This window comes from Polyangiaceae bacterium, assembly GCA_016715885.1.
Lineage (GTDB): Bacteria > Myxococcota_A > Polyangia > Polyangiales > Polyangiaceae > Polyangium.
Genome location: JADJXL010000015.1, coordinates 143,166 through 169,195, shown reverse-complemented (window position 1 = coordinate 169,195; position 26,030 = coordinate 143,166). Strand labels below are relative to the sequence as shown.

Genomic DNA, 26,030 nt, shown 5'->3' with positions numbered 1-26,030 from the left:
GCGCCTACGGCTGTCTCCACGCTCCGCTGGTTGCGGGGGCAGGATTTGAACCTACGACCTTCGGGTTATGAGCCCGACGAGCTACCAGACTGCTCCACCCCGCGTCACGTTTCGCTTCAGAAGTGGCGAAGGCGAGCGGGAAGCTACTCCCAACCGCGCAAGAGTCAAGACCGTCTTACGTCTCCGATGACGAATCCTCGCCCGATGCGGATTTCTCGGGCTTTTGGGGCTCGAGCGCGGGTTGTCCGAGCCGAGCCTCCACTGCTCCGCCGCGTTTCATTCACCAAGCAGGCTTGCCGGGACAAGCGGCGAAGGTTTGCCCGTTGAAACCACCCAGAGCTGATGCGCCGCACGGGTTGCGCCAATGTGCAGCAAGTGGCGCGACTCGTCGTCCTCGGGATACGTCGACGCGTTCACGTCCACGAGCACGTAGTCGTACTCAAGCCTTTCACCTGCCGAATTTCGGTCACTTCGACGCCCGGTCGAAACGCAAACTCGTACGAACGGATGCGCCTCAGGTTCGGGATCTCGGCCATCGCGAGCGCCTCGTAATACGCATCCGCTTGCTCGGGATGCCGCGCCAATCGCAACCGTCGCGCGAGGCTCGCGGAAAACAGCGGACGAAGTGCTTCGGCGAGAAACGCTACCGCCGCTCCTTGGCTCGGGAATGGATGATGCTCGACCGGCGCACCCGAACGCGGCGCGACCGGCGGCGTGGGATCCGCAAGAGGTCGAGTACGTGGCGGGCAAATGCAGCACTTCACGTGTCGAACGATACGCAATGCGCAACGGTTCGATGTTCACCGTGGACAAACCAAGTCGTTCAGCACGAGGCTCCAATCGCGGAAGCCCGAATCCATGAAAAGACGCTGCGCCGTGTCACCCGCGAGCGTCACGGATTTGCGCTCGGAAACGACGCCCAAGAGCACGGAAAGATCGATCGGCGCCAAGTCCTGCGCTTCGTCCACGAAGAGATGTTCGTGCACGAGCGGCGCTTTGCCCTTCTTCAGATCGCCCTTGATGATTTGGTATGCCCTCAAAGAAGCGCGTCATCTTCGGGATCGAGCATCGCGCGCTCGTCGTCATCGACCGGGCGATCATCCGCACTCAAAACGATCTCCATCGACGTCCGCATCCATGGGCTCGTCCGCCATCGCCGCCTTGCGCTCGGTTCGATCACCGGGATCTCGGTCGAGCACCGCGGGGCATCGTTCTGCACCACCAGCGCCACGCTTGGCGCGCCTTGTCGAGCCCGAACTCGGGATCGTTGGCTTGAATGCGAACGTTCGTTCGATGCGCTCTTTGTCCGTGAGCAGATCAGCCCAGAAGTAGAGGATGCCGCGCGAATCTTTGCGCGTGCTCGGATCGTCGCGATAAGCGCGCGCCCGCTTCTCCAGCAAGTGCAGCATCGCTGGATGCGTCTTGTACCGCGTGACGACACTCGGCGTGCTCTCTTCGACGGGGACTTCGAGCCACGGGAAAGCTCGCGTCCTCGCGGCTTTTGCCCACTCGGCAAACATTTCACGACGACGTTTCCAATGCCGAGCGCAGGCAAGATCTCGCTGATGTACGCCCGAAGCGCGGGGCTTCCGACGATGACGACCATCTTGTCGGCCGAGAAGCGCTGATCGATTGTTGAACGCGAGAAACGCCATGCGGTGAATGCCGATGGTCGTCTTGCCGCTGCCCGCTCCACCTTGAATGACGACGATGCCCGCGTCGGGTCGCGAGATGAGCTCGAACTGCCGGGGTCGAGCAGCGCGGCGATTCGGGCAGATGCCGATCCTCTTTCGCCGCAAATGCCGCGCCCGTACCCGGCGAGCCGCGCATGTCTTCAGGACGCATCGCCGTGCCTTGACCGCCGGACAATTCGACCGCGCGGCTGCTCAGCGTCCGCCAATCCGTTTCACCTCGGTACGAATAGCGCCTTGCGGCGACGAAATTCGGTAGAGCTTGCCGTCGTCGATCGTCACCGTACGACGCACGAGCACTTGCCTTCGACGTCGCGTTCACCGAACGTCTCTTCGTACTCGCGCCTTCTTCGTAGCGATAATAAAGCTGACTGATGGGTGCGTGACGCCAGTCGACGATGCATACGCCCGCCTTCGCATCGATGTGCGTCGTGCGCCCGATGAGCACGTCTCGATCGGGCTTTCCCGTTTCACGAAGGCGCAGATGACCGAAGTACGGCGCGCGCGGATCCACAGGCTCGGTGACGATTTCCGCACGACGTGCCGCAACGCCCGCAACACGCTCCATTTGCTGCACGAGCGCGGGGACGTCTTCGAGGCGCGCGGACGCGATATGATCGCGCAGCGACAAAGCTCTCTTCGAAATCCGTCATGGGCGGGGGGCCGCAGGCGATCGTCGCGAGATGTGCGCGCACGCGTTCGAGCAGCGCTTCTTCCTCGCGCGGGATGGTTTCCTGAGCGTCCGGATTACTCGACGGCATGGAAAGTTTGTCCAGACTCACTGCTGAACGTAGCGGTTCGGTGTGGGGATCGACGTTTTGGCGGTCACGATGGGTACGTAGCGCGGAGGAGTGGGATTTGAGTTGCCGACGCCTCGACAGTCGACTGCGCTCGCCCGCTTGAACGAGTCGTCCGACTGCATGGATCCTGGGATGAGGCGTTGCGTCGAGAGTCGTGCGTCTTGACTGATTCTCAAAGGCGACGCAAGGCGGAGCGTTGTTCGGCGCGCTCGTACATGGTGTGCCCGGGGCGTGCTCCCGCAGTCGAATCGACGCGGTGAATGTCGAGCTCGTTTCATGCGTCGAGGAACCCCACGGCCATGTCGCTTCTATGTATGCTTTGTACGGAACGATGGATGGCCCCTGGGAAGACGAAGGCGACGGATTGCACGAGCTCATTGCGCGATCGCTGCGGCATCGGCAAGCGTTGTGGGCGCTGCCCTCTCGACGTATCGCGTGGAGCTCACGCAGCTACTGATCACGCAGCCAAGAAATGGATTGCTCCAGAGATCGGGACTTGGTCATCGACGTGGCCAGTCGCATCGCAGTGGTGGCACTCCGAAGCCGAGCTTTCGCGGTTCGATCGGATGCCCTTTCGCTGCATGGGTTATGCCGATACGGAGCCGGATGGCGAGGTTGGAGAACGTCGCGTGCTCCTCTCTGGCCTCAGGCTGATCGATCGGATTTTGGACATCGAACGCGCGCGCAAAATGCGGACCAATCGAGCTCGCCCACGCTGCCCAATTAAACGAACCACGGCCGTGATCGCTCCGCGGACAGATCCATTGCGTCGTGCATGCTCACCGCCCCAACTCCCTTCGATGGCTCGATACATGCTGCACCGCGCGGCATGCGCGCCGAACGGGTCACGGCGCAACGTGCACGTAAGTTCCGGCATCGAAACACGGTGTGCCGTGAACTGCCTGAGCACGAAACGATCGAGCTCGACTCGAACGACGCCGCATCGAAGCACCAGGCAAAAAGCGACACGCTGCTCGGACACCATGAACACATGCGCGGTTCTCACAACGCACTCGCGCGCTGATCGGACACCGCAGCGACGTGTCGTCGCAAGCGCTCCGATGCGCATCTCGTTCGCCGGTGGCGGTAGCGACTTGCCACCGTTCGTTCCAGGCGTGCCGGGTCGAGTGGTCGGAAGCGCCATCAACTTGCGCGTGCGTGCCGTCGTCGAACCATTCGATCGAGGGTGGGTGCGATTCGAAGTGCCCGTCGTGCAAGAGTGCATGACGCGATCGTCGAACGATCCGCCGTCGAACGCCATTTCGTTTCGCTTGCTCGAAGCCGCTCTCGCACACACGGGTGTGACCGATGGAGTGCACGTTCGTATCGAAACGGATATCGCTCCCGGTGCAGGACTTGGAGGTAGCGCTGGCAGCCGCTGCGGCGCTATCGGCGCTGAAGTGGTCGGTTGGAGAAACCATGACGGCGGAAGCCATCGTGCGCGAAGCTGACGACGATCGAACGTGAACGATTGTCACTCGTGTGTGGTTTCGCAAGATCAAGTCTTCGCCGCGGTGGCATTCTCGACCTGTCGTTTGCCGAAGCCGGCTGGACGAACATGACGCGCATCCCGTCGATCGGGCGCTCCTCGCCGCACTCGAAGAAGGCCTGCTCCTCGTGGATACGCACGTGCGTCGCGTATCGGGCGAAGTGCTCGAACGTGTCGACGCTGAAGCGGCGCTCGGCTGCGTGGAAGCACTGGTTGCATCCGCTGCGGATGCCGCTCGAGCGCTCGAAGATGGTTCGCTTCCGCGATTGCTTGCGGCGATGCGACGCAGCGCTGCGGCGAAGGTGCGACGTGATCCTCAGGCAAATCGTCTCGCGATCGAGCTTGCTCGTCGCATCGAAGACCTGAACGTCGAAGTCATTCGCGCTTGCGGCGCAGGCGCAGGCGGGCACGTGCTCATCTGGGCATCCCCGGACAAACACGACGCCATTCTGCAAGCGCTTCGTCCAGTGACCGTGCGAAAGCCGGGCCTTGCGGCGCATGGCGCATGCATCGAGCCCGCTTGACGAAAGCGTTCAGGCGGACGTGCGAAGCTTTCGCCGTCGTTCGGTTCGCGCGAGCGCCAAGTCGATGAGTCGACTCACGAGCTCTCGAGGCGGAATGCCGCTCGCTTCCCAAAGCTTCCGGATACATCGAGATCGACGTGAACCCAGGAAGCGTGTTGATCTCGTTCACGTACAGCGATCGATGCTTGTCCATGAAGAAGTCGATGCGCGAAAGGCCCGATGCTTCGAGTGTACGGAACGTGCGGAGCGCGAGAAGCTGCACGGCACTCGCTTCCGCTGTCGTGAGATCTGCAGGAATACGCGTCGTCGCACCATGCTCGTCGATGTACTTGGCCGCGTACGAGTAAAACCCGTCGGGATGATCGACGACGATCTCCCCTGGAACGCTCGCGATCGGATCTTCATCACCCAGCACCGAACATTCGATCTCGCGCACGCCTTCGACACCCTGTTCCACGACGACCTTCGTGTCGTACTCGAACGCAAGATCGATCGCTGCGCCGAGCTGGGCGTGATCTTTCACCTTGGTTACTCCAACGGAAGAACCAAGGTTCGCGGGCTTGACGAAGAGCGGCACTGTCAGCGCAGAACATCGCTCCAGGGCCGCGCCGCATGACGCGTCAATCACCGATTCGTACGGTTTCGTAAGGAACGATCGGAATGTCTGCTTGCTCGAGCAAGCGCTTCATCACGTCCTTGTCCATGCCGACGGATGATCCGAGCACCCCTGATCCGACGTACGGCACCTGCCAATTCGAGCAGCCCTTGGATGCATCCGTCTTCGCCCATCGGCCCGTGAAGCACCGGAAACACCACGTCGATGGCTTCCTGTGCACCGCCCGCGACCGTGAGAGCCGCTTCGCCGCGTTCATCTGGGTGCGCGAGGAGCGACACCGACGACGTGTCTTGCGCGAGCTTTGCGAGACGAGGATCGCGCGCAGCGGCGAGCAGGACGGCTTCTTCCTGGAGCAGCCAGCGCCCGCTCTTGTCGATGCCGACGAGCATCGGATCGAAACGATCCCGATCGAGCGCTTGGACGACGTTACGCGCGGAAAGAAGCGATATCTCGTGCTCGGCAGAACGACCGCCAAACAGCACGGCAACTCGGAGCTTGCGTGGTGCAGACATGACGGCCGCACCCTAGCACCGCGCGAGTGAAGGACGAAAAACGTGACGCGCTACGGCTCAGTCGGATGCTACGGCGAAGGATCTGCGAATCGTGCCAGCGTCGATGTGCCGAAGCACGAACCCGTCCGGAAGCTCCACATCGAACGATGCGATGCGCCCTCGTTTTTCTTCGAGCTTGCGCACGGTGACCTTCGCACCCTTGCTGAGCGACACGTCGCGCAGCTTCACGTCCGCCGTGGCGACGAGACGCGTACCCACATCGATGTCACGCGCCGAATCGGAATCGTCGGCGAGCGGATGCGCGTTCGGAACGCCAAACTCTGCAGCCTGTACTGCCGCCGAGCTGCTCAGGACCAGCGCAGCGACGACCCAGAAGCACAGATCGCGACTGCATACGACAACAAATGCTTCAATTGTCGCGCCGCGAGTTGCCTCGGTTCTGAATTCGTTTGGTCTCGGAAAATTCCAGACACGTCGATCCGTCAGCCGATGCGAGGTCGCCATCCTTCGAGCGCTTTTTCTACGAAAAGCAGCCTGTCTTGACCCCAGAAGAGCTGATCACCCACGAGGAAGCTCGGTACGCCACAGAGGCCCAAACGTTCGGCCTCGTCGGTGGCTTCCCTGAGCGCCTTTCGGTAGCGTTCGTCCGACGTTACCTGGACAAACTCTGCCTCGAACCCTTCGCTCGTGACGATGTCCGTGAGCACGTCGTCGGACGAGATGTCGCGGTCGAGGACCCAATACGCGCGGTAGATGGCGTGAACGAGCGACGCCTTCTTGTCTTCGGGCGCGGCGAAGACGAGGCGCAACGGCTTGACGGTGTTCATGGGAAAGCGCGAAGCGAACTTCAAGGGCACACCGAGGTGATCGGCCCAGCGGTAGAGGTCCGTCGTGGTCAGGCGCGACTTTGCCGGGGGCATCGCGTGCAGGGGAACGTTTGGAGTGCCAATCGATTTGAAGAGAGCTCCGAGCAGGATGGGTTTGTAGAGGACGGCGGCGCCCGAGCGTCTGGCAACGGCTTCGATCTGGGTCGACCCGAGGTACGCAAAGGGGCTCGAGAAGTCGAAGAAGAAGGAGACGGTTTTCATGGTGGGAGGTCTTTCGAACGCGAGCATGGTGCCTTGCGCAGACAGGGCACGAAGAAAAATTCGAATCGATCCCAAGCGCGTGAGCGCGCTCGTGTCGGAAGGGCAGACGGAGGCACGACAATGCGCAAGACGACGATCCCGGCAGCCCTCATTGCAAGCCTGACCATTGGCCTTTTTCCACCGCTGCATTGGCCGAAGACAAAAAGCCACAGAAATCCCAGGACTACGGCTACGTATTCAACGACGACGCCCTGCTCGGAAATGACCTCAAGGGTCAGACGGGGATCATCAAAGTGCGCCCGACGGGCATGCGTGATCGACTCATCAAGCCCCGCACGCAATTCATCGCCGAGATGTTCAAGTCGATCGAGCACATCTGACTTGGCTTCCGCCAAATTCCCGCCCAAATCCACAATATTGCAGCCGGGATGAATCATCCGTCGCGAGCGCCCGTCGAAGGCGTTGCTCACGCGGAGGTGGTTTCATGCGTAGGATCCTGGCCACGATAATGATGATGGGCGCGCTGCTTACGCCATTCGTAGCAGGGGCCGACCACGGACAAACGCACCGCCGTGGTGAACCATCGATGCGGCATTCGCCGATTCCTCAACCCATCCCATCGAATACTCGAATACGCGTTACGCCCCCGGAAAACGGCACGGTCACCATTCTGCAAGGTGAATCGACGCTGGGCCAATTTGGATTGCCGGCGAGCCTGACGGTTTCTTCCGCGCACGTACGAAATCGTCGCGAAGCGTGGTCGTAAGCTCTTGTGGAGGGGGTCGGTGCAAGCGACGGGCGGGACCATCGAAATCGCGTGGGGCGTGAGTGCTGCACCGACGATTCGAATGATTCCTCCGGTCGTGCAAACGCCGGCTCCGCCGCCCGTCGTTCCAGGAACGTTTTTCCCACCAAAACCGCAAGGTATGAAGCGTGGGTCATTCGAAGCGCTCGTGGCTTTGCTCGAAAGCTCGGGTTTCGAGTCGGACAAGCTTCGCGTCGTCGAGACGGCGGCGCAGCGAAATCACTTCACCGTCAAGCAGGTGGGGCAAATTCTGGATACGTTGTGGTTCAATTCGGACCGCGTCACGGTCGTGAAAAAGCTTGCCGACCGCATCGTCGACCCCGAAAATGCGATGCTTTTGGCAAAGCATTTCGACTTTTCGTCCGACAAGCAAAAAGTCGCAGCGATTTTTGCCCGCTGAAAAGAGTCAATCATTCGCCTTCGTTCGCGATGTGAACGACCGTAGCTCGATTGAGCTGCGCGCTGGCGGCGTCGATTTCGCCATTCAAGATGAAGGCTGAAAAATTCCCGTCGCCGTCCAAATCACCAATCGCCGCAGCCTCGAAATTGGGCGTCTGGCCTGCTGCGGCGCAGCCATAGGTGCCGCAATAGGACGTCGAATCGCGCTGGTAATCGTATTGAAAGTACGTTGGGTCGTGCAATTCGAACCGGAGACACAACCAACCCTTGGTGCCCGTGCCCGTAGCGAAGTCCGATCCTGTTGCATTGTTCGGCACGTACTTCTTCGCAGCGGGAACGATCGCCGGTACGGGGATAGCGTCGTCGCACAACTGGTGAACCGTCGTCGTCGAGTTGTTGCCAAGCGGTATGATTTCCGAGCTCACGGTTTCTCGCATGTACGATTCCGCGGCCGATCGAGCAATGCGTCCGACGGTCTGTTTCGCTTCGGCTGATTTTGCACTTTGCAAGTATCGACTGATGCCGAAAATGGCGAGAGCTGCGAGAACGCCAATGATGGCGACAACAATCATGAGCTCGACGAGCGTGAACCCGCGGCGGCGGTCATGGTGGGTGAACGAGCGCATTCATCCAATCCCCCGGTAAAACGTCATCCAACTGGCGGAAGCAGGATCCGTTCCATATTTTGACAAGTGCGGTGAATGCGGAGCTGCAGCCGATATTTTCGGTACTATGTGCGCGAGGCGTCGTCGAAATCTTGCGCACGCGGGACGAGAGTTGTCACTCGGATTGATGCAAAGTGACAATTTGCGGCCATGTGGATGTAGCATAAAAAACAATTTCGCGGTGTTGCGGCATTGGAATGTTTCATCAACGGCGCGATCGCGTCAATGTCTCGAGGGCGGGCCTGTGGCGGTGCCATCAATCCTTCATAGATCGATCACGATGGGTGGGTTTGTCGGAGCGTAACTCAAGGTGCATATGCTTGCATTCACGAATCGCGTGCCCGCTTCCTCATGCTCGCCATAACCTTCATGAATATGCCCGAAAACATGAAGCTTCGGACGAACTCGGTGCACGGCGGCGAGCAAATCGTCACATCCGACGCATTCACCCGAATACGTGCGATCGAGAATGCCGCGTGGTGGGCCATGCGTGACGAGCACGTCGATGCCTGCGGGAATCAAATCCCACTTGGCGCGTAGGGCCGGGCCGCGTTACCGATTGAACGCCCAATCGAGGAACCAGGGTTGCCAGGGCGAACCCCAAAAAGCGCAGGCCCTCGATTTCAACTCCACTGTCGAACAAGTAATGACACTTCGCGAAGAGCTCGCGGCCCAACGCAGGTTCGAGCTCCAAACAGCGATCGTGATTTCCGGCAATGACGACTTTGTGTCGATGAGGCAATGCGTGCAAAAACGCTGCAAACGCGCGCGCCTGTTCACGCGTACCGTGCCCGCAAAAGTCGCCAGCATGAACGAGAATGTCTCCGGGAGGAATGACGATTCGGTCGTGCATCCGGTGGGTGTCGCTGAGAAGGACGAGTCGCATGCGAGGAGCATGACACGATTCAGTCTTCGAAAGCCAGCGCCGAATGCGGCCGCGTACGGACGCGTTCAGAATTGCGATTCGATGTCGATGAGCCGCTCTTCGAAGTCCATTTTTCTCGGCGCCGGTCTGGATGCCGGGCTCGCTGGGCTTGGCGCAGGCGCTCGCATTTGTTTGCGACGCACGTCGAGCACGAGTGTCGGTGGGTATTCGACTTGGTACGAAATGCGAAATTCGCGCTGTTCGCGAGGCTCGAGCGTAATGGTCCAGCGCACGATTCCCTTGACGTCCGGTTTTTCATTGGGAGCAATTCTTACGTTGCTCACGCGAATGTCGGTGTTTTCGGAGACCGGTATCCGTTCGGCAAGAACGAGCGTGACTTTGCGATCGGAGAGGTTTTTCGCCGTCGTCACGAAGGAGAGCTTCATGCTGTTGCGCTCTTTTCGCACGAGCGCGCTTTGGGCTTTGTCGAGCTCGCGGGTGAGTTTGACCTGATCGGCGACGCTGAAGAAGACCGAAAAGTCTTCGTCTTTTGCGACGAAATCTATGTCGGTCATGCCGAGAAATGCGCCATCTTGATAACGACCGACACTTCCCGGTAAAAGAGGCTGGTTCGTCTTGTTGTTGAGATTCAATGTGATTGCAGCATTGAGCGATTCTTCCGGGGCCGCGATGATTTGTCGTTGTGCCTTGATGCGGCTCGACCCGATGCGCAGCCTGATCGAACGGCCATCCGATCGCACGATGGCCGGGTCTTTTGCCGTGAAATGTGCCGTCGTGCCGCGCGTCTGCAAGCCCTGAAAAATCGCCACCGTCTTGCTTTGCACACGTTCGAGCATCTGTAGATTGTTCGTATACGACTGCTCGAATTGCTGGATTTCGGAAATTTTTTGCGAAGACGCTTGGTTCATCCGATTCCAATGTCGATTTTGCTCGTCGAACTTCTTTTGCGCGCTGCTGAACGACGTAATTTGACGCGTGATGCTCCGCGTCGTTTCATGTGTTTTTCCAAGCGCCAACATTTCCAGCTCGGGAATTCGTTCGCTATCCGATGACGATTGCGTGGAAAACGATAATTCGGCGTGTGTCAATCTTCGCCCGTGGTTTGCGTGACGACCGCAAATAGGCTCAGTTCGACCGAATCCGGGTCGCTTGCGGCTGCGCGTAATTCGTGCATGGGCTCCCACGTCGCGCCCGGCGTGGCATACGTGAGCGTCAAATTGGCATTTCCAGCCGCGGAGCCTTGCACCGTCACCGCGATCGTCGTTTCCTCCAATTTCGTCAAGCGACTCAATTCTTCGAGATTGCGGGCGCTCGCTTCGACTTCCGGGACGAGCTGTTCGCGTTGCGCCTGAATGTCACGGCGCGCAGCAGCAGTTTTGCGCAACGTACCCGTGACGTAATCGACGACTTGACCGTACGTATCGACTTTGATGTCGTGCATCACGGCATCTTGCGATAATTTTTCGGTCGAAAAGACGCGAATCGATTCGACATGACTCTGCTGCGCTGTCAAAATTTCGAGGCTCGTCGTCGAGCGCCTTCAGCTTCGAAGCATCTCATTGTGCTTGAATTCGACCTTGCGGAAACCCTCGTCCGTCGATCGAGCCAAAAATCGGCGCTCCACGGTGACATCGATGATTTTTCCGCTGCTCGTCGCAGCTCGAACCGAACCCTCGTCGACCCAACCAGGCAATTTCGTGAAATGGACGACCGTGGGCGCCGTCGTGAGCGCCACCGAGGCTTCGCGGGTCACGAGCGCGCGGTCGGAATACACCGTGACCTTGGTAATGCGTGATGCGATGCCTTTGTCGGCAGGATCTTCGGACTTGTCTGCGACGCTGGCCGCGAGCGTGAACACGGCGGGTGTTGCGGATGGAGGAGCGACCGGTCTGGCTTGCGTGGTAGCGGCGTTTCCAGCGCATCCTGTATGCGCGGCGAGTGCGAGGACGACGGTGACGATTTTCGGATCGAGGGGCGTTTTCATACGGCGAGCCCCAATGTACGTGCGACCGGGGGAAAAGATCTAGAGGAGATCGATTTGATATCGAGCGATCCGCCATACCCTCACGCAGCTTCACCTTGACGCCCCGATTGTTTCGGGGTCTCGTTGTTCATGATGCGCTCGAGTCACCGTGCACCTTTGGTCCTTTTCACGGCACTTTTGATTGGTTGTCCTGCCGAACCCCCGACGAGCGGAACGTCGAGCACTTCCGGCAGCAGCAGTGGCGGCGGAGAAGGTGGTTCTTCGAACGGCGGTGCAGGTGGCACTGGTGGAATGGGCGGGATGGCATCGGGCGGCGCTGGAGGCATGGGCGGAATGGCGTCGGGCGGTGCTGGCGGAATGGGCGGCATGGCGACTGGCGGGGCCGGGGGCGATGCAGGAATGGGTGGAAGCGGGGGCGCCGGCGGAGGTGCGGGGAATGGGGTTTGTCCCGTGGGTCAGCATGTTTGCGGCCTCGTATGCGAGCCCAATTCGTCGCTCGAAACGTGCGGTGACGCGTGTGAACCTTGTCCGTCGATTCCGGGCGGCATGGCAACGTGCAATGGGTCGTCCTGCGGTGCTCAATGCAATGCGGGGGACAAATTGTGCAATGGCGCGTGCATCGACACGTGCTTTACATGCAATCCTACGCCGATTGCTCGTTGTCCGGCAGGATTCGAACCGTATACGTTCATCGAGGAATCGATTTCGACGGCAGTCAAAGGAATTTCGAATGCTCGCATCGTCGTCGACCCAGCGGGATACGTTCATGCGGCCTATACGAATCGAGTCGAGCCGGTGCACATTGAATATGCAAGCAATCGTTCGGGCGCGTGGGTCGTCGAGACGGTGGCGAATGCTTCGGCACAACCAATGGCCGGAGTGTCGCGCGCGCATCTCGTCATGGGCGCGTGTGGCGCCCCCGCGGTTGCATACATGCGCACGCATGTGCCCGCGGGAGGCAATGCCGTGCAGCAGGTGTGGCTTGCGACGAAGTCGGGATCAACCTGGACCGAAGAGCTCGTGCCGGTTCCCACGAGCGCGGCGGATTCTACGCCTTCGACATTCGTGACGACGTTCGACATTGCATCGGACGAAGCGGGGATCATGTATGCCGTGGGGCGCGTCAACAATTCCGCATTCGTCATGCAGCGAAGTCTTGCGGGCGCGTGGACGACGGAAACGCTTCCTTTTTTCGTGTATGGGCTCGAAGCGCCGGTGATGTCGCTGCACAAGGCGATGGGCGTGATATTGGCTTATGGTGACGTGCCCAAAATTGCGGTGAAAGAGGGCGGGGTTTGGAAAGAATCGGTCGTGCCGGGGGCAAAACAGCTTTTGAGCACGGCGTTCAACCATCATCCTCAAATTGGCGTGGCTGCGGACGCCGAAGGAACGATCTATCTTGCTTGGGGTGCTGGCGAAGCCAATGGCAGCGATACGCTCTACCTGAGTCGTCGGATTGCGGGCACGTGGACGACACCTATTTCGCATTCGAATGCGAGCGGCTGGGCTGCCGACAACCTACGAGTATGGGTGGACGCGAAAAACCGCGCACGTTTGACGAGTGAAGCGTATGCTACCGGGGGTTCTGTCGTTCCTCAATGGTCGCTCGCCGAAGACGACGGCTGGCTGAGGCGAGCCATATCGACGGGCGTGAGCGGCACAGCCGTCGGAAATACCGATGACGTGGGGCGCCTCTTTTTGCTCGTGGACGACAACATGGGCTTGAAAATGCGTTTTGCGGCGTGCACGCCGTGCTCTGGTGGATTCTGTCCCGAGCTCGTTGCGGGAGCAGGTGTCGTGGGTACGAGCCTGGCGCTTGCCGTGAACAAAGCCAATGAGCCAGTCATCAGTTATAACGATACGACGGGCAGCCCCGGGCGGCTCCGATTTGCACGTTGGAATGGGACGAAGTGGACGCGAGAAACCGTGACGACGGGCAGCGCGGGATATCAATCCTTGGCGATGGACGGCAATGACAGGCCGCGCATCAGCTATTGGGATATCACCAATGGCGACCTGAAGCTCGCCTCGTTCGATGGAGCGACCTGGAACGTCGATACCGTGGATTCGATGGGCAGTGTCGGAGCGTTCAATTCAATGGCCATCGACAAAAACGATGACACGCACATCAGCTACTTCGATTCGACGAACAGCGATCTGAAATATGCGCGATGGGCGGGCGCTGCATGGGACATCGAGACGGTCGATTCGACGGGTGACGTGGGACGCTTTGGATCCATGGCGCTCGATGCGCAGAATCATCCGCACATCGCGTACCTCGATTTCGACGCCAAGGATTTGAAGTACGCCACCTTCGACGGCAATACGTGGAAGATCGAAACGATTGATCCGGCAAGCTCGGCGAACGACACGAGCATCGTGATCGACGCCATGGGGAGGCCGCATATCTTGTATTACGACGCGGCATTCACGAATGACCTGAAGTACGCTTGGTGGGACGGTACGCAATGGGTCATCGAATTGGTGCTGGCGCAAGACGACGTCGGGTACGCGCCCGGATTGAACCTCGATGCGGAAGGCACGCCGCACGTAGTCTTCAGCGACTTTACGGCAAAATCTGTGCGTTATGGTCGCAAGACGGTCATGGGGTGGGTGTTTCAAACGGTGGACAAATTTTCGAATGTGAGCGGCACAAATGCTATTGCGATCGATGCGAAAGGTCGCGTGCACCTTGCGTACGATGATCCGAACAATTCGGATGTGCGGTATGCGAGGCAGTGAAAAACCGAATTCGACGAGATCGAACGGTTGGGTCGAAGATAAGGGAGGTTGAGTGATGAAACGAATGAACGATGGTGCGCTGGTATTCGCAATGGCAACGTGCAGCGTGCTCTTGGGGGGCTGCAATGTGCTCGACAAGAAGAATAACGAAGAGAACGCGCGGACGGCGCCCGTTCCGACGGCGGATCCTGCGAAGAGCCCTGCCGTAGGTACGACGCAGGGCCAAGCGGCTCAACCGAATACGACGGCGGCCGCCAAAACGGAAGCGGTAGCGGCAGCCCCAGGGCGTTCCACCGTGCCGACATTGTCGGAATGGGCATCGGTGAAAGAAGTCACAGTCAAGGGGTCGTCCGCGCTTGGCTGCGAAACAAAAATGGTACGTGAATGGCTTCGTGTGTCTTGCCGCGGAAAAAACGACACCGGAGGCATACCGACGACGGTGTCGGTGACGCGAGGGGCGGGCGCGGATCGTTACATGTATGCAGCGGGCGGCGTGACGAGCGTCGTTTTGCCATTCGTTGAAGGAACCGACGTGGAGGCTGTGTTTTCATGGACGGACAAGAGCCACAAATTGGTCGTAAGGTGGCCGCGAGGATCCGCCAAACCCGTCATCGTCGGCGTATTCGAGGGCGCTGCATCGCCGCTCGATGCAAAGCAATGCGTGGAGTGCGTTGACGAGGGCGATGAAAACACCGCGCGAATGCAGGGAAAAACGTGTTGCCGAAATCAACCGTGCACCAAGAAGTCGGATTGCGAAAAAGGGCGGCAATGTTGCGCTGGTGTCATGGGCGCATTTTGCGGAGTATGCGATATGGGAAATGCGACGCCGGTATGCGAATCGGATGCAGATTGTCCCCCCGCATTCGGCATGAAGCTCGTGTGCAGGAAACACCCCATGCTCACGCTGAAGAATTGTCAGGGCGAGTGACGGGACGAAGTCCCACGTCACGCCGTCAGCAATCGCGAAAGCACCGCATTCACCACCGCTGGATCCGCGCTCCCCTTCGTCTGCTTCATGATTTGCCCGACGAAAAACCCGAGCAGCGCCGTTTTCCCCGACCGATATGCCGCCACTTGCTTCGGATTCGCGTCCAATACCGATTTCGCAATCGATTCAATGGCAGCCTCGTCCCCAATCACCGCCATTTTACGCTCGCGCACCACGTCTTCGGGTGCCCGATCCGTATTCACGACCGCGGCGTAAAGCTCCTTCGCCTGTTTGCCACTGATCGTCCCGGCATCGACCAATCGCAAGATCTCCGCCACTTGAAATGGCGTCACCGGAAATCGCGCTTCGAGCCCCGTCGTCGTTGCGTCGCGTAAAACTTCGCTTTGCACGAAGTTCGATAGCTTCAAGGCATCCCCATAAAGCGCCCGCGCGTCGTCGAAGAATTTCGTTATGCCAGGATGACCCGTCAATACGCCTGCTGCATACGGCGTCAACCCCAGCTTTTCAATCCATTCGCGCCGCTTTTCTGCAGGTAGCGCGGGCAAACCATTGCGAACACTCGTTATGTAGGCATCATCCAAGACGAGCGGCGGTAAGTCCGGTTCGGGAAAATACCGATAATCGGATTCGCTCTCCTTGTCGCGCAAAACGTACGTCTCTTTTTTCTCCGCATTGTACCCGCGCGTCTGCTGACGAATTCGATCCCCGCGTTCGAGCTGGTTGATCTGCCGCCGCGCCTCGCCATCAATCGCTTCGGCCACGAACCGAAATGAATTGATGTTCTTCAGCTCGACCCGCGTCCCAAGCTCCTTCGCCCCACGCTTGCGCACCGAAACGTTCGCATCACAGCGAAAACTGCCCTGCTCGAGGTTCCCGTCGTTCACGCCCGTGAACATCAGTATCTCTCGCAGTCGCTTCAAATACTCGGCCGCTTCGGCACCCGAACTCAAATCGGGATCGCTTACGATTTCAATGAGCGGCGTGCCCGCTCGATTCAAGTCGACGACCGATTCATGACCGATGCCGTGATTGCTCTTGCCCGCGTCTTCCTCGATATGAATCCGACGAATACGGACGCGTTTGGTTTGTCCGCCAACGTCGATGTCGAGCCCCCCGTCGAGGCATATCGGCAAGTCGTATTGGGTGATCTGATACCCTTTTGGTAAATCCGGATAAAAATAGTTTTTTCGCGAAAATACGCTTTTGTTTTGGATCGTGCACCCGAGCGCCAAACCCGCGACGGATGCCATCCGCGCGACCTCGGCATTCAGAACGGGAAGCGCGCCTGGAAGGCCCAGACAAACCGGACAACAATGCGTATTGGGAGGGTCGCCGAAACTCGTGGCGCAACCGCAAAACGCCTTCGTGCGCGTGAGCAGTTGCGCGTGAACCTCGAGCCCGATGACCGACTCGTATTCGCCTGTGGCGTTCATCGGGCTGAGGATGACAAAAGGTGGGTCAGTGTTCCATGTGATCGCGCGAAAGACCCGGATGCGTCGGATCGCCCGGCTCGTGACGCGGATTCGCGGACTTGCGGCTGCCATCGCGACCCGAGAACTCCATGAGGAGGTCCTTGCGATAGATGAACTGATCGCGCGAGTCGTACGGGACGGCGTGAATGCCCGTGTCCATGCGGATGGCGTCGCATGGGCATGCTTCGACGCAGAAGCCGCAGAAGATGCAGCGCAGCTCGTCGATCACGAACGTCTTTGGATACCGCTCGTAACCGCGCTTGGAGTCCCCCGGCGGGTACTCGGCCGCCTCGATGCTGATGCACTGCGCAGGACATGCCGTCGAGCAGCACAAGCACGCAACGCAACGCGGTGAGCCGTCATCGCGCAGCGTCAAACGATGGATGCCGCGGAAACGCTCGGGATACGGGCGTCGTTCTTCCGGATAGCAGATCGTCGTGACGCCTTCTTCCAGCGATTCGAGCACCGGATCGGGCTTTTGTCCGAGCATCATCTCCTTCGTGTTTTTGAAGAAGTGGCGCATGGAGACCGCCAAGCCCCGGACAAACTCCGGGAAGTACGCTTGGACTTCGGCCGTGCGATTCGGTCGTGCGATGGGTTTGCCCGTGACAGGCCCACCAGCCGGCTTGGTCCACGTGGTTTGAGCAGTGCGTTTGATCATGATCCGATCCTTCATGCCTGCCGCGGTTCGGCCTTGACCCCACCCATCGCAGCGGCAAACCGCGCTGCCGACGACGCGAGGAACTTCTTGCGCTCGACAGGCTCGAGCAAGCCGACCACCAGTGCGACGAACCCGGCGAGCGTCAGAACTGCAATGAGCGCTTGCGAAAGGTCCGCAAGAATCTTCAGCCACGAAGCAACCGCAGGGCCCGCGCTACGTGCCGCGAGAACCACCACCGCAGTGAGCATCATGTTCGCGATGGCGAGCGGCAACAGCTTGGTCCAGCCGAGCTTCATGAGTTGGTCGTAGCGGAACCGCGGCAACGTCCAGCGGAAGAAGACTTGGAACCAGGTCACGAGCACGACCTTGCCGAAGAATCCGAGCACGGAGATCACGGTGACCGCGAGGTGGGTCATCTTGTACTCGTAGAGAATCGCGTCACCGAATGCGATTCGCAATCCATCCGGATGGATGAAGGGGAGCGAGTAGCCGCCGAAGAAGAGAGCTACGAGCAGCGCGCTGGCGAAACACATCTCGAGGTATTCGCCGACCATGAACATGCCCCACTTGAAGCCGGAGTACTCGAGGAAGTAGCCCGCGACGATTTCGCTCTCGCCTTCGGGCTGATCGAACGGAACGCGTTTCGTTTCAGCACAAAGGGCCGTGAGGAACAGCAAGAAGCCGGCGGGTTGCACGAAGACGCCCCACGCGTTCTGGCCTTGCCAAACCGCCATGTCGCCGAGACGCACGCTGTCGTAAACGAGGAACAAGCCAACGAGCGCGAGACCCATCGCGACTTCGTACGAAACCATCTGGCTGCATGCGCGAAGGCCGCCGAGCAGCGAGAACTTGTTGTCGCTCGCCCAGCCAGCGATGGCTGCTCCGATGATGCCGGTGCTGGACATCGCGAAGATGTACAGGATGCCCACGTTGAGGTCGGCGATTTGCAGCGGCACGCGCCAGCCTGCACATGCGCCGCTCGCGGGAACGGCGTTCACGAGGTTGCCCAAGTCGGCGAATCCAAAGACCTTGTCGCCGTTGTCGGCAAAGCAGAGGTCATTGCCGAACGGAAGCACCGCCGTCACCACGATCGCCGGGAAAATGGCGATCATTGGGGCGAGCGAGTGAAGGAGTCTGTCCGCGTTCTTCGGGACGAAGTCCTCCTTGAAGATCATCTTGATGGTGTCTGCGAGCGCGTGCAGCGTGCCCGCCAAACGAAGCGGAATCGACCCCTCGGGAACGCGCGACGTGGCGTAGAGGCCCACGAGGAGAAACACGCCGCCGAGGACAAACCCGGTGATTCGCGCAGCGGCCGGTGCGCCGTCGAGCGTCACGAAACGCATCGCGACGAGGCCGAGTGCATGCAGACCGAGACCGCCGAAGAAGATCGACCTTGGATCGATGTCCTCGAACATCTCCTCGAGCTTGTTGATCGCGCCTCCGCGCTGCACCGTCACACACAAGACGAGCAAGCTGAGCCACGTGACCAGCACCGTGAGCTGTACGTTCACGAGAGCTCGTTCATGCGCGAGGCGTGGCGTGACGTTGCCCAGTGCCAGGAAGATCGACAAGACGCCGAAGAGCGCCGGCGGGAGCAGCACAATGAGGCGCGCGAGCATGTTCGGCAGGTGCACGACGGCGCGGTTCGGGCCGACGCGGTCCTGCACCATCGCGCCTTGGCGCCTGTCCGCCCAAACGCCGAGCGCCGCAAGGTTCAGGAAAAACCCGAGAACGATGGCGATTTTCCCGACCGTCAAGACGAGTTCAACGAGATTCATGCGCTCACCTCGGGCTTCGTCGCCGCCCGATCGGCATCCGTACGTGCTGCACCATTTGCGCCGCCATCCGTGCGCGTCTCGGCCGAAAGCGCCCGACGCACATCGGAGAGCGACTTGAACGTCATCGCGTAACCGAGCTTTTTGCCTACGCGCGTAACCAAATCCCAGCCGGGCGTAGCGTCACCGCGAGGCCTGAGTGCCGGTTCGCTTCGCTGCGCCAAACCTTGCCGATTGACGTAGGTACCGTCCGTTTCGGCCCACGCCGCCGCGGGCAGCGCGACATGCGCTGCTCGTACGAGCGGTCCGTCGTGCGAAGCGATCGTGACGAGACCCTTCAGCTTCGAAAGAACGCCGAGCGCTTCTTTCTCGTCGACTTCGAGCTCAGAGCCGAGCGCGATGACGAACGAGTACTTGCCAGCCTTCACCGCATCGAGAAGCGCGGCGATCGGCTTCGGAGCCATGCTCCCCGCAAGCTGCATGACGCCCCGCGTGTTCGGGTTCTTGTCCTCGCTCATGAGGATCTTGTCGCCGCGTCCCAGCGGCCGCCCCGACACGTACAGGTTCTTGGCCCCGACAAACGTTCGCGTGAGCGTGAGCAGCGCGTAGTTGTCTTCGTTCGAGTGCTGAGCGCTCAGCACGATGGCCACGCGTGAAGCATCATCGCCAAACCCTGCGAGCTGCTCTTTGACGGCGTCGAGCGCGTCTTCGATCGTCGCGTCTTCGCCACCGACGAGCGCCGAAGTGAGGCGGTTTTCGACGGCGCGCTTGTACGAAAGCATGCCCTCGTCACACATCCAGTACTTGTTCACGTGCTCGTTGTCGCGCGGGCGATGACGGTACGGCGTGTTGTTGCGCGGATCGTAATCGAGGTACGCGTTGCACCCGGTCGCGCAGCCCTGACAAACCGTGCGAGCGCTGCGCAAGAACCACACGCGAGCCTTGAAGCGGAAATCGACCGACGTGAGCGCTCCGACGGGACAAACATGCTCGGTCATGAGCGTGTAGTCGTGGTCGAGCTGTTTGCCGGGAGAAACGACGATCTCGTTGAGGTTGCCGCGTTCGCGCACGCTGAGGACGGGGTCCTGCACGACCTCCTCGCAGAAACGAACGCAACGCGTGCAGATGATGCAGCGTTCGGCGTCGTAAACGATCGTTGGACCAAAAACGACCGCCTTGGGCTTGTGCACCACTTCCTGCTGCATCCGCTTGCCCGTGCGCTGATGCTCGAGCCAGTAGTCTTGCAGGCGGCATTCACCCGCTTGATCGCAGATGGGGCAATCGACCGGATGGTTCAGGAGCAGTAGCTCCTGAACGGCAGAACGCGCCTCCTCGACGTGCTCGCTGGTCGACGAAAGGACTTCCATGCCCGGCGTGCATCCCTGCTGGCACGCAGGAACGAGCTTCGGCTTGCGGGCCGGGACGTAGTCGCCTTTTTTGGCGTCCCAACGAAGGATGTCGAGCTGCATGGCCGGACGCCCAGGCGGCGGCAGCACCTCGACCAAACACATGCGGCAGTTGGCGGCTACGCTGAGCCCCGGATGCCAGCAGTAATGCGGGATGTCGATCCCGGCGCGGTGAGCCGCGCGGATGATGGTGTCCCCTTGTTCAAAGGGAATCTCGCGCCCGTCGATCTTGATTGTTGCCATCTCAGTGATCGCACTCCCCGCCGATCATGTTGAGCGAACCAAACGTCGGCACGACATCGGGAATCATTGCGCCCTTGATGAGTTGTTCGAGTCCCTGCGTCGTCGCGAAGCAGGGAGGTCGAATACGCACGCGGAACGGCGTGCCGCTTCCATCGGAGACCAGGTAAAACCCGAGCTCGCCGTTACCTGCTTCGGTGTACGAGTAACACTCGCCCGCGGGCACCTTGATGCCCTCCATGACGATCTTGAAGTGCTGAATCGTCGCCTCGATCGTCGTGTACACCTCGTTCTTCGGAGGCATCACGATGCGCGCGTCCTCGACGTTGATCGGTCCGTCGTCCGGCATCTGCGCCAATGCTTGTTCGATGATGCGCGCCGCCTGCCGAATCTCTTCCTGCCGGCACATGAAGCGATCGTAGTTGTCGCCTGTGGTGCCGACCGGCACGTCGAAATCCATACGGTCGTAAACCATGTACGGATGCGCCTTACGCACGTCGTACGGCACGCCGCACGCGCGAAGCACGATGCCCGTCCATCCAAGCGCGAGCGCGTCTTCCTTCTTCATCACGCCGACGCCTTCGAGTCGGTCGAGGAAAATGCGGTTTTTGAGCAGCATCTTCTCGCCTTCGGCAACGAGCGCGAGGACGCGCGGAACCGCCGCGCGAACCATGTCCTTGAAGTACTTCGATGGCGGATTGGCCATGCCACCCACTCGCCCGAAGCTGTGCGTGACGCGCGCGCCCGTCTCTTCCTCGAAGATGTCCCAAATGTTTTCGCGAGCGCGGGCGTAATAGAGAAACGGCGTGAACGCTCCGAGCTCCATGCACATGGCGCCCGAGCAGATCATGTGATCGCAGATGCGCGCGAGCTCGCCCAAGACCACGCGGTAGTACTGGCAGCGCTCGGGGACGGTCACGCCGAGCATCTTCTCCACCGCGAGCGCGTAGCCCACGTTGTTGAGCATCGGCGAGACGTAGTTGCAGCGGTCGACGTAGGGGAAAACCTGCGACCACGTGCCGCGTTCACACATCTTCTCGAAGCCGCGATGCAAGTATCCAATCTGCACGTCGGCCTTGAGAATCTGCTCGCCGGACAGCTCGAGCACGATGCGCACGGTGCCGTGCATCGCGGGATGCGACGGACCCATGTTGAGCATCATCGGCTCGCTGGGCAGCTCGAGTAGCCCCTCTTCGAGATCTCGATCTAGCGGTTCCATGATTCAGTTCGCCTCGCCGCCGGGTTCGTCCCGACGATAGTCGTGGGTCTGCCGGCCGAACGACATGCCTTCATCTGGGCCAAACGGCGGTAGTTTGTCCTGTACTTTGCGGAACTCGATGAGCGGTTGGATCTTGTCCGCCGGATAATCCTTGCGCAGCGGATACCCGACGAACTCGGGGTACATCAGGATTCGTCGCAGATCCGGATGGCCGCGGAAGACGACGCCGAACATGTCGAATGTTTCACGCTCGAACCAATTCGCGCCCTTCCACACGGACACGACCGAATCGATCTCCGCGTTTTGACCATCTTCATCGCCGACGCGCGCCTTCAAACGAATGCGATGCCCACGTTCGAGCGAACGCAGATGCATCACCACCTCGAATCGCTGCGTCTGCCTGCCCAAGTAATCCACGGCCGTGATGTCGACGAACATGTTCATCGCGCACCGAGGATCGTCGCGGAGAAACCTCGCGATTTCGAGCCACCGTGCGGGGCTGACCACCGCCGTGTCATCGCCGAATTGCGAATGCGTTTCGAGCACGTCATGCCCGAATTTTTCGCCGAGAATTTCGAGCACTCGCTTGCTCATGTGGCCGCCTTGTCCTTCTTGCCGAGCTTGACGAGGTTTCCGCCGAGCACGGCTGCATCGCGGCGTGGTTTGACGATGCCCGGTTCGCGATCGCCACGCGCAATCTTGTCCTGCAAGAGCATGAGCCCATCGAGGACCGCTTCGGGGCGCGGAGGACATCCAGGGACGTACACGTCGACCGGGATGATTTTGTCGATGCCCGCCACGGTCGTGTAGTTGTCGTAAAACCCGCCGCAAGAAGCGCACGTGCCGAAGGCGAGCACCCACTTCGGGTCCGCCATCTGCTCATAGATGCGCCGCAGTGCCGGCGCTTGACGCTGGCTGATTGTCCCGACAACCCAGAGCAAGTCCGCTTGGCGCGGCGAAAAACGCGGCGCTTCGGCACCGAAACGAGCCATGTCGAAGCGAGGGCTCGCCATCGCCATGAACTCCATGCCGCAACACGCCGTGACGAACGGGTACTGAAAAAGCGAGTACTTCTTCGCCCAGTTCAAAAGCGCGTCGAGCTTGGTCGTCGCAAAACCCGTCTCCGAGCCCTCGATAACTCGAACCGATGTGCCCGGTGCAGTCATGTCTCCCATTCGAGCGCTCCCTTCTTCCAGACGTACAAGAGGGCCACCACGAGCAAGGCCACGAACGATCCCATCGACGCAAGCCCCACCCAACCCAGCGAGTCGAACTCGACGGCCCACGGGTAGATGAGCACGGCTTCGATGTCGAAAACGACGAAGAGAATGGCGGTCAGGTAAAACTTCACGCTCGGCTTCACGAATCGGCCGCCGGTCGTTTCACTCCCGCATTCGTACGGGATCATCTTTTCGGGCGTCGGATTCTTCGGCCCGAGCAGTGTCGTGGCGGTGAACATCACGCCGGCGAGTACTGCCGCGATGGCGAAGAGCAAAAAGAGAGGGACGTAGGTGGCCATCCGTTGGCTCCGGTGTGCTCTGCGGAAAAAATCGTTCGAGATCGAAACGATCCACGGCCTATCGTACTCGTGATTGCGAGCCCGAGCTCAGCCGCTTGTGACTGCTGCGAAGTCCGATGGATCTCGGATGAATCGCCGCGGCTATCTAGCCGTGACGGATTACGGTGTCAATTGGCGGACTGGGGTTTGGGGCGCAGGGCGCCGAAGGCGACCCGAAGCCCCAAATGTTGGAGCTAGGTGCCTTTCGCGCTCAAGACAAGACCTCGAAACGCGGTGAGCGCCGTGCCGAGACGCGTCTCGATTTCCCGAATCTCCTCGAGCAGATCAATGTCCGGCACGCCCGCTGCTCGCGCCTCACGCACGCACGCGAGCGCTGCCACGAACCGCTGACGCTTCACGTACGCTTTCGCCAAGAGCGGCCAAATCACCTTTGGAGGTGCGCCCAAACTCGCCGCTCGACGAAGCCCACCAATCGCCTCTCCAGGTCGTCCGGCTTCGAGCTGCGCTTCGCCAAGCCGACGGAAGATGTCCGCCGCAGCCGCGCCGTCCTGCGCGTATTGCACGGCGAGACGCATGACTTCCTCGCCTTGATGCTCCTCGCCCAGCTTCACACACGCCGTGCCGAGCAGACCCAAGCCTTTCGCGATGAGCCCTCGCGCATCCGGCGTGAGCATCTGACCTTCCGGAGTTCGTAGGAAAATCGCCAGCGGAGCAGGCCACGCGCCGAGCAGCGATACGACACGCGTCCAATCGCCTCGCTGCGACGCAGCCTCGGCCTCCGCAACGCGCGTCAGATCGATCGCCGATCGCGAACCTGCACTTGCTCGCTCGAGCTCGTCACGCACATGCGCTCGAATGCGCGCGCGGAATTCCCCAAGCTCGAACGTCTGCTCGAGACCATCGCGCAGCACCAACAGGCGCGAGGTGCGGCCATCCACGTACAGCTTGCGCAAGCTGTATCCAAACAGCGGCGCGAGCAGCAGATAGCGAACACCAATGTGAAGCTGCAGCGCCTCGATGTCCGTGTCGCGATCCGGCGGCGCCGGCGTCGCATCGTCGGTCAAGAGCGCGCCTACGAGCCGGTGACGGAAGTCGGCCAGCGTCAAACGCTGCACTTCCGTCTCTTCGTCGTCGTCGCCGGGCGCAGCGATGACGAAGTCGACCAGCGTGTTGTCCGGGTTGCGCCGGTCAACCGTCAACGCCGTGATGCGCGCTCCGGTGATCATCGAAAAGGCAAAAAACGTTTCGCCTACGATGTCGCAAAGCGCCTGAAAACTTCCGATCCCGTCGCCAATGCGCTCGAACCAACCGTCGGTGCGCACTGCGTCGAGAGAAAATACGCGTTCCTTCGCCATGAGCGGGAGATTCGGGAGGGTCGCACGACCCGCGGCGAATGTCACCGGCCGAGCCCCGAGAAAAACGCGACGCTTCAAATCGCCGATCAAAAAGGCAAATGAGCACGCGTTCTGTGAATCAAGCCACAGCGAAAAGACGTTGCGTTGGTTTGTCTTTATGAAACTGACAACGCCTGCACTTACGTAGCGGGACGAGCGCTCGCAAACGCCTTCACATGGCGCTTGGGACGCGCGCCAATGTTCGCCGCGTCGAAGTTGACGCTCCCGCCGATGCTGTCGCTTCCGCCGCCCTGAATCGTGGGCTTTCCACTCGTCGTGCCATCGGGCATCTGCAGTTGCGACACGACCTCCACCATCACGATCGCTCCCGCGGCAAACGCTGAAGGCAGCGTGAAGTCACGACCCGAAAGCCGCCCCTGCACCGTGCTCGCAACCGCCGTCCAATCACCCATCACGCCAGCCGACGAGCGAATGACTTTCACGCTGGTCACTCGGCCACTTGGTGCGATGCGAACTTCGAGTGTCGCGCGAGCAAAATCCGGCGTGTTCGATCCTCGAACGGTCTCCGATACGACGGAAGCAATGGTGCCCGCACCAGGAAGATCCAGCCCGAGGAGTCGATCCTTTTCGCGCACGACATCCGAGATCAATCGGCCTGCGAGCTTGGGATCCGTCGGAGGAGCTGCAGCGATCGTCGTCGGCGCAGGCTTCGGCTTCGGAGCATCAGGGATGACACCTGGTATCGCCCAGATCGGACCACTCGTGCCGATGCCCGGCACGCTCGGGCCTGGTGGCAACGAGCCGTATTCATCCGGCGGCGCACCCGATCCAGCCGTTACGGGCGGCACCGCGTCGGTTGGAATCGATGGTGAAAGCTCGGTGTTCGGCGTCGGTGGTGCCGTCGGATCGACCATCGTTCGACGTCGAACGATGTCGTTGGTTGCGACTTCTCTCGGCTGATCCGGCTTTGATTCGGGCGGAACGTTCGGGAGCTCAATCTCTGGAAGTGGCTCGATCTCGATCAGCATGCGCTGCGCAAGACCGGTCGAACGCGCCACGAGCAGCGAATCCCACCGCGGCGCAATGCGAGCTCCAACGGGGATGAGCAAATGCACCCCAGCGGCAACGACGAGGAACGAAAGAAACCGCACCTACAGGGACCTTGGTCCTATTACGGCTGGAGGGCAAGAAAAGCTTTCATCCGGAAAGCGAGATCCATGCAAGGCCAGGCGT

Annotated in this window: 21 protein-coding genes, 1 tRNA gene and 4 pseudogenes; 6 read left to right on the top strand and 20 right to left on the bottom strand. The window is 60.3% G+C overall.

What is annotated here, in order from left to right; translation table 11 throughout:
- Positions 1–27: 27 nt before the first annotated feature.
- Together IPM54_14215 and IPM54_14210 are read right to left on the bottom strand one after the other, a co-directional pair.
- Positions 28–104, bottom strand: a tRNA-Met gene (locus IPM54_14215).
- 172 nt (positions 105–276) lie between these two features.
- A pseudogene (locus tag IPM54_14210) lies at positions 277–2,452 on the bottom strand (ATP-binding domain-containing protein).
- A gap of 1,022 nt (positions 2,453–3,474) precedes the next feature.
- Between IPM54_14210 and IPM54_14205 the strand changes: the two are divergent.
- Positions 3,475–4,504 (top strand): annotated as a pseudogene (locus IPM54_14205) (hypothetical protein).
- A 9-nt stretch (positions 4,505–4,513) separates the two neighbouring features.
- Here IPM54_14205 and IPM54_14200 read toward each other — a convergent pair.
- The 3 genes and pseudogenes from IPM54_14200 to IPM54_14190 form a co-directional block, all read right to left on the bottom strand.
- Positions 4,514–5,632, bottom strand: a pseudogene (locus IPM54_14200) (D-alanine--D-alanine ligase).
- 57 nt (positions 5,633–5,689) lie between these two features.
- The gene (locus tag IPM54_14195; protein ID MBK9260954.1) at positions 5,690–6,136 is read right to left on the bottom strand and encodes a hypothetical protein; all 447 of its coding nucleotides are present in this window, start codon (positions 6,134–6,136) and stop codon (positions 5,690–5,692) included.
- Positions 6,115–6,720: a 2-hydroxychromene-2-carboxylate isomerase gene (locus IPM54_14190; protein MBK9260953.1), complete on the bottom strand. Its 606-nt coding sequence runs from the start codon at positions 6,718–6,720 to the stop codon at positions 6,115–6,117. Before IPM54_14190 ends, IPM54_14195 begins: the two co-directional genes overlap by 22 nt.
- 188 nt (positions 6,721–6,908) lie before the next feature.
- Between IPM54_14190 and IPM54_14185 the strand changes: the two genes are divergently transcribed.
- The 3 genes from IPM54_14185 (at position 6,909) to IPM54_14175 (ending at position 7,925) form a co-directional block, all read left to right on the top strand.
- A complete protein-coding gene (locus IPM54_14185) occupies positions 6,909–7,100 on the top strand; it encodes a hypothetical protein (protein ID MBK9260952.1) in 192 nt (63 codons plus the stop codon).
- Positions 7,101–7,204: 104 nt separating this feature from the next.
- On the top strand, positions 7,205–7,486 hold the full coding sequence (locus IPM54_14180; protein ID MBK9260951.1) for a hypothetical protein: 282 nt from the start codon (positions 7,205–7,207) through the stop codon (positions 7,484–7,486).
- 19 nt (positions 7,487–7,505) lie between these two features.
- A complete protein-coding gene (locus IPM54_14175) occupies positions 7,506–7,925 on the top strand; it encodes a DUF4476 domain-containing protein (protein ID MBK9260950.1) in 420 nt (139 codons plus the stop codon).
- Positions 7,926–7,935: 10 nt separating this feature from the next.
- Here the strand turns inward: IPM54_14175 and IPM54_14170 are convergent, their stop codons facing one another.
- From IPM54_14170 to IPM54_14150, 5 genes and pseudogenes are all read right to left on the bottom strand, one after another.
- Complete coding sequence (locus tag IPM54_14170; protein ID MBK9260949.1) at positions 7,936–8,550, bottom strand: type II secretion system protein; 615 nt, start codon at positions 8,548–8,550, stop codon at positions 7,936–7,938.
- Between the two features lie 303 nt (positions 8,551–8,853).
- Positions 8,854–9,475, bottom strand: a pseudogene (locus IPM54_14165) (metallophosphatase domain-containing protein).
- A 65-nt stretch (positions 9,476–9,540) separates the two neighbouring features.
- Positions 9,541–10,563 carry a DUF4139 domain-containing protein gene (locus tag IPM54_14160; protein MBK9260948.1) on the bottom strand — a complete coding sequence of 341 codons (1,023 nt, stop codon included), beginning with the start codon at positions 10,561–10,563 and terminating at the stop codon, positions 9,541–9,543.
- Positions 10,560–10,988 (bottom strand): hypothetical protein, encoded by a 429-nt coding sequence (locus IPM54_14155; GenBank protein MBK9260947.1) that lies wholly within the window; start codon positions 10,986–10,988, stop codon positions 10,560–10,562. The genes IPM54_14160 and IPM54_14155 overlap by 4 nt, the downstream gene beginning before the upstream one ends.
- A 27-nt stretch (positions 10,989–11,015) precedes the next feature.
- Positions 11,016–11,459, bottom strand: coding sequence for a DUF4140 domain-containing protein (locus IPM54_14150; GenBank protein MBK9260946.1), 444 nt, complete (start codon positions 11,457–11,459; stop codon positions 11,016–11,018).
- Between the two features lie 129 nt (positions 11,460–11,588).
- Here IPM54_14150 and IPM54_14145 point away from each other — a divergent pair, with 129 nt between their 5' ends.
- Positions 11,589–14,201, top strand: coding sequence for a hypothetical protein (locus tag IPM54_14145; GenBank protein MBK9260945.1), 2,613 nt, complete (start codon positions 11,589–11,591; stop codon positions 14,199–14,201).
- A 55-nt stretch (positions 14,202–14,256) separates the two neighbouring features.
- The gene (locus tag IPM54_14140) at positions 14,257–15,129 is read left to right on the top strand and encodes a hypothetical protein (GenBank protein MBK9260944.1); all 873 of its coding nucleotides are present in this window, start codon (positions 14,257–14,259) and stop codon (positions 15,127–15,129) included.
- Between the two features lie 17 nt (positions 15,130–15,146).
- Here the strand turns inward: IPM54_14140 and gatB are convergent, their stop codons facing one another.
- The 10 genes from gatB to IPM54_14090 form a co-directional block, all read right to left on the bottom strand.
- Positions 15,147–16,583, bottom strand: a complete 1,437-nt coding sequence (gene gatB / locus IPM54_14135; protein ID MBK9260943.1) for an Asp-tRNA(Asn)/Glu-tRNA(Gln) amidotransferase subunit GatB — start codon at positions 16,581–16,583, stop codon at positions 15,147–15,149.
- Between the two features lie 25 nt (positions 16,584–16,608).
- Complete coding sequence (locus IPM54_14130; protein ID MBK9260942.1) at positions 16,609–17,283, bottom strand: NADH-quinone oxidoreductase subunit I; 675 nt, start codon at positions 17,281–17,283, stop codon at positions 16,609–16,611.
- A gap of 11 nt (positions 17,284–17,294) precedes the next feature.
- Complete coding sequence (locus tag IPM54_14125; GenBank protein ID MBK9260941.1) at positions 17,295–19,061, bottom strand: NADH-quinone oxidoreductase subunit H; 1,767 nt, start codon at positions 19,059–19,061, stop codon at positions 17,295–17,297.
- A complete protein-coding gene (locus IPM54_14120) occupies positions 19,058–20,707 on the bottom strand; it encodes a (2Fe-2S)-binding protein (protein ID MBK9260940.1) in 1,650 nt (549 codons plus the stop codon). The genes IPM54_14125 and IPM54_14120 overlap by 4 nt, the downstream gene beginning before the upstream one ends.
- Position 20,708: 1 nt before the next feature.
- Positions 20,709–21,923: an NADH-quinone oxidoreductase subunit D gene (locus IPM54_14115; GenBank protein MBK9260939.1), complete on the bottom strand. Its 1,215-nt coding sequence runs from the start codon at positions 21,921–21,923 to the stop codon at positions 20,709–20,711.
- 3 nt (positions 21,924–21,926) lie between these two features.
- Complete coding sequence (locus IPM54_14110) at positions 21,927–22,517, bottom strand: NADH-quinone oxidoreductase subunit C (GenBank protein MBK9260938.1); 591 nt, start codon at positions 22,515–22,517, stop codon at positions 21,927–21,929.
- Positions 22,514–23,089 carry an NADH-quinone oxidoreductase subunit NuoB gene (gene nuoB / locus IPM54_14105; protein MBK9260937.1) on the bottom strand — a complete coding sequence of 192 codons (576 nt, stop codon included), beginning with the start codon at positions 23,087–23,089 and terminating at the stop codon, positions 22,514–22,516. The genes IPM54_14110 and nuoB overlap by 4 nt, the downstream gene beginning before the upstream one ends.
- Positions 23,086–23,442, bottom strand: coding sequence for an NADH-quinone oxidoreductase subunit A (gene ndhC / locus IPM54_14100; protein ID MBK9260936.1), 357 nt, complete (start codon positions 23,440–23,442; stop codon positions 23,086–23,088). The genes nuoB and ndhC overlap by 4 nt, the downstream gene beginning before the upstream one ends.
- A gap of 233 nt (positions 23,443–23,675) precedes the next feature.
- Positions 23,676–24,797: a hypothetical protein gene (locus IPM54_14095; GenBank protein ID MBK9260935.1), complete on the bottom strand. Its 1,122-nt coding sequence runs from the start codon at positions 24,795–24,797 to the stop codon at positions 23,676–23,678.
- Between the two features lie 179 nt (positions 24,798–24,976).
- Positions 24,977–25,948 carry a hypothetical protein gene (locus tag IPM54_14090; GenBank protein MBK9260934.1) on the bottom strand — a complete coding sequence of 324 codons (972 nt, stop codon included), beginning with the start codon at positions 25,946–25,948 and terminating at the stop codon, positions 24,977–24,979.
- Positions 25,949–26,030 lie beyond the last annotated feature (82 nt).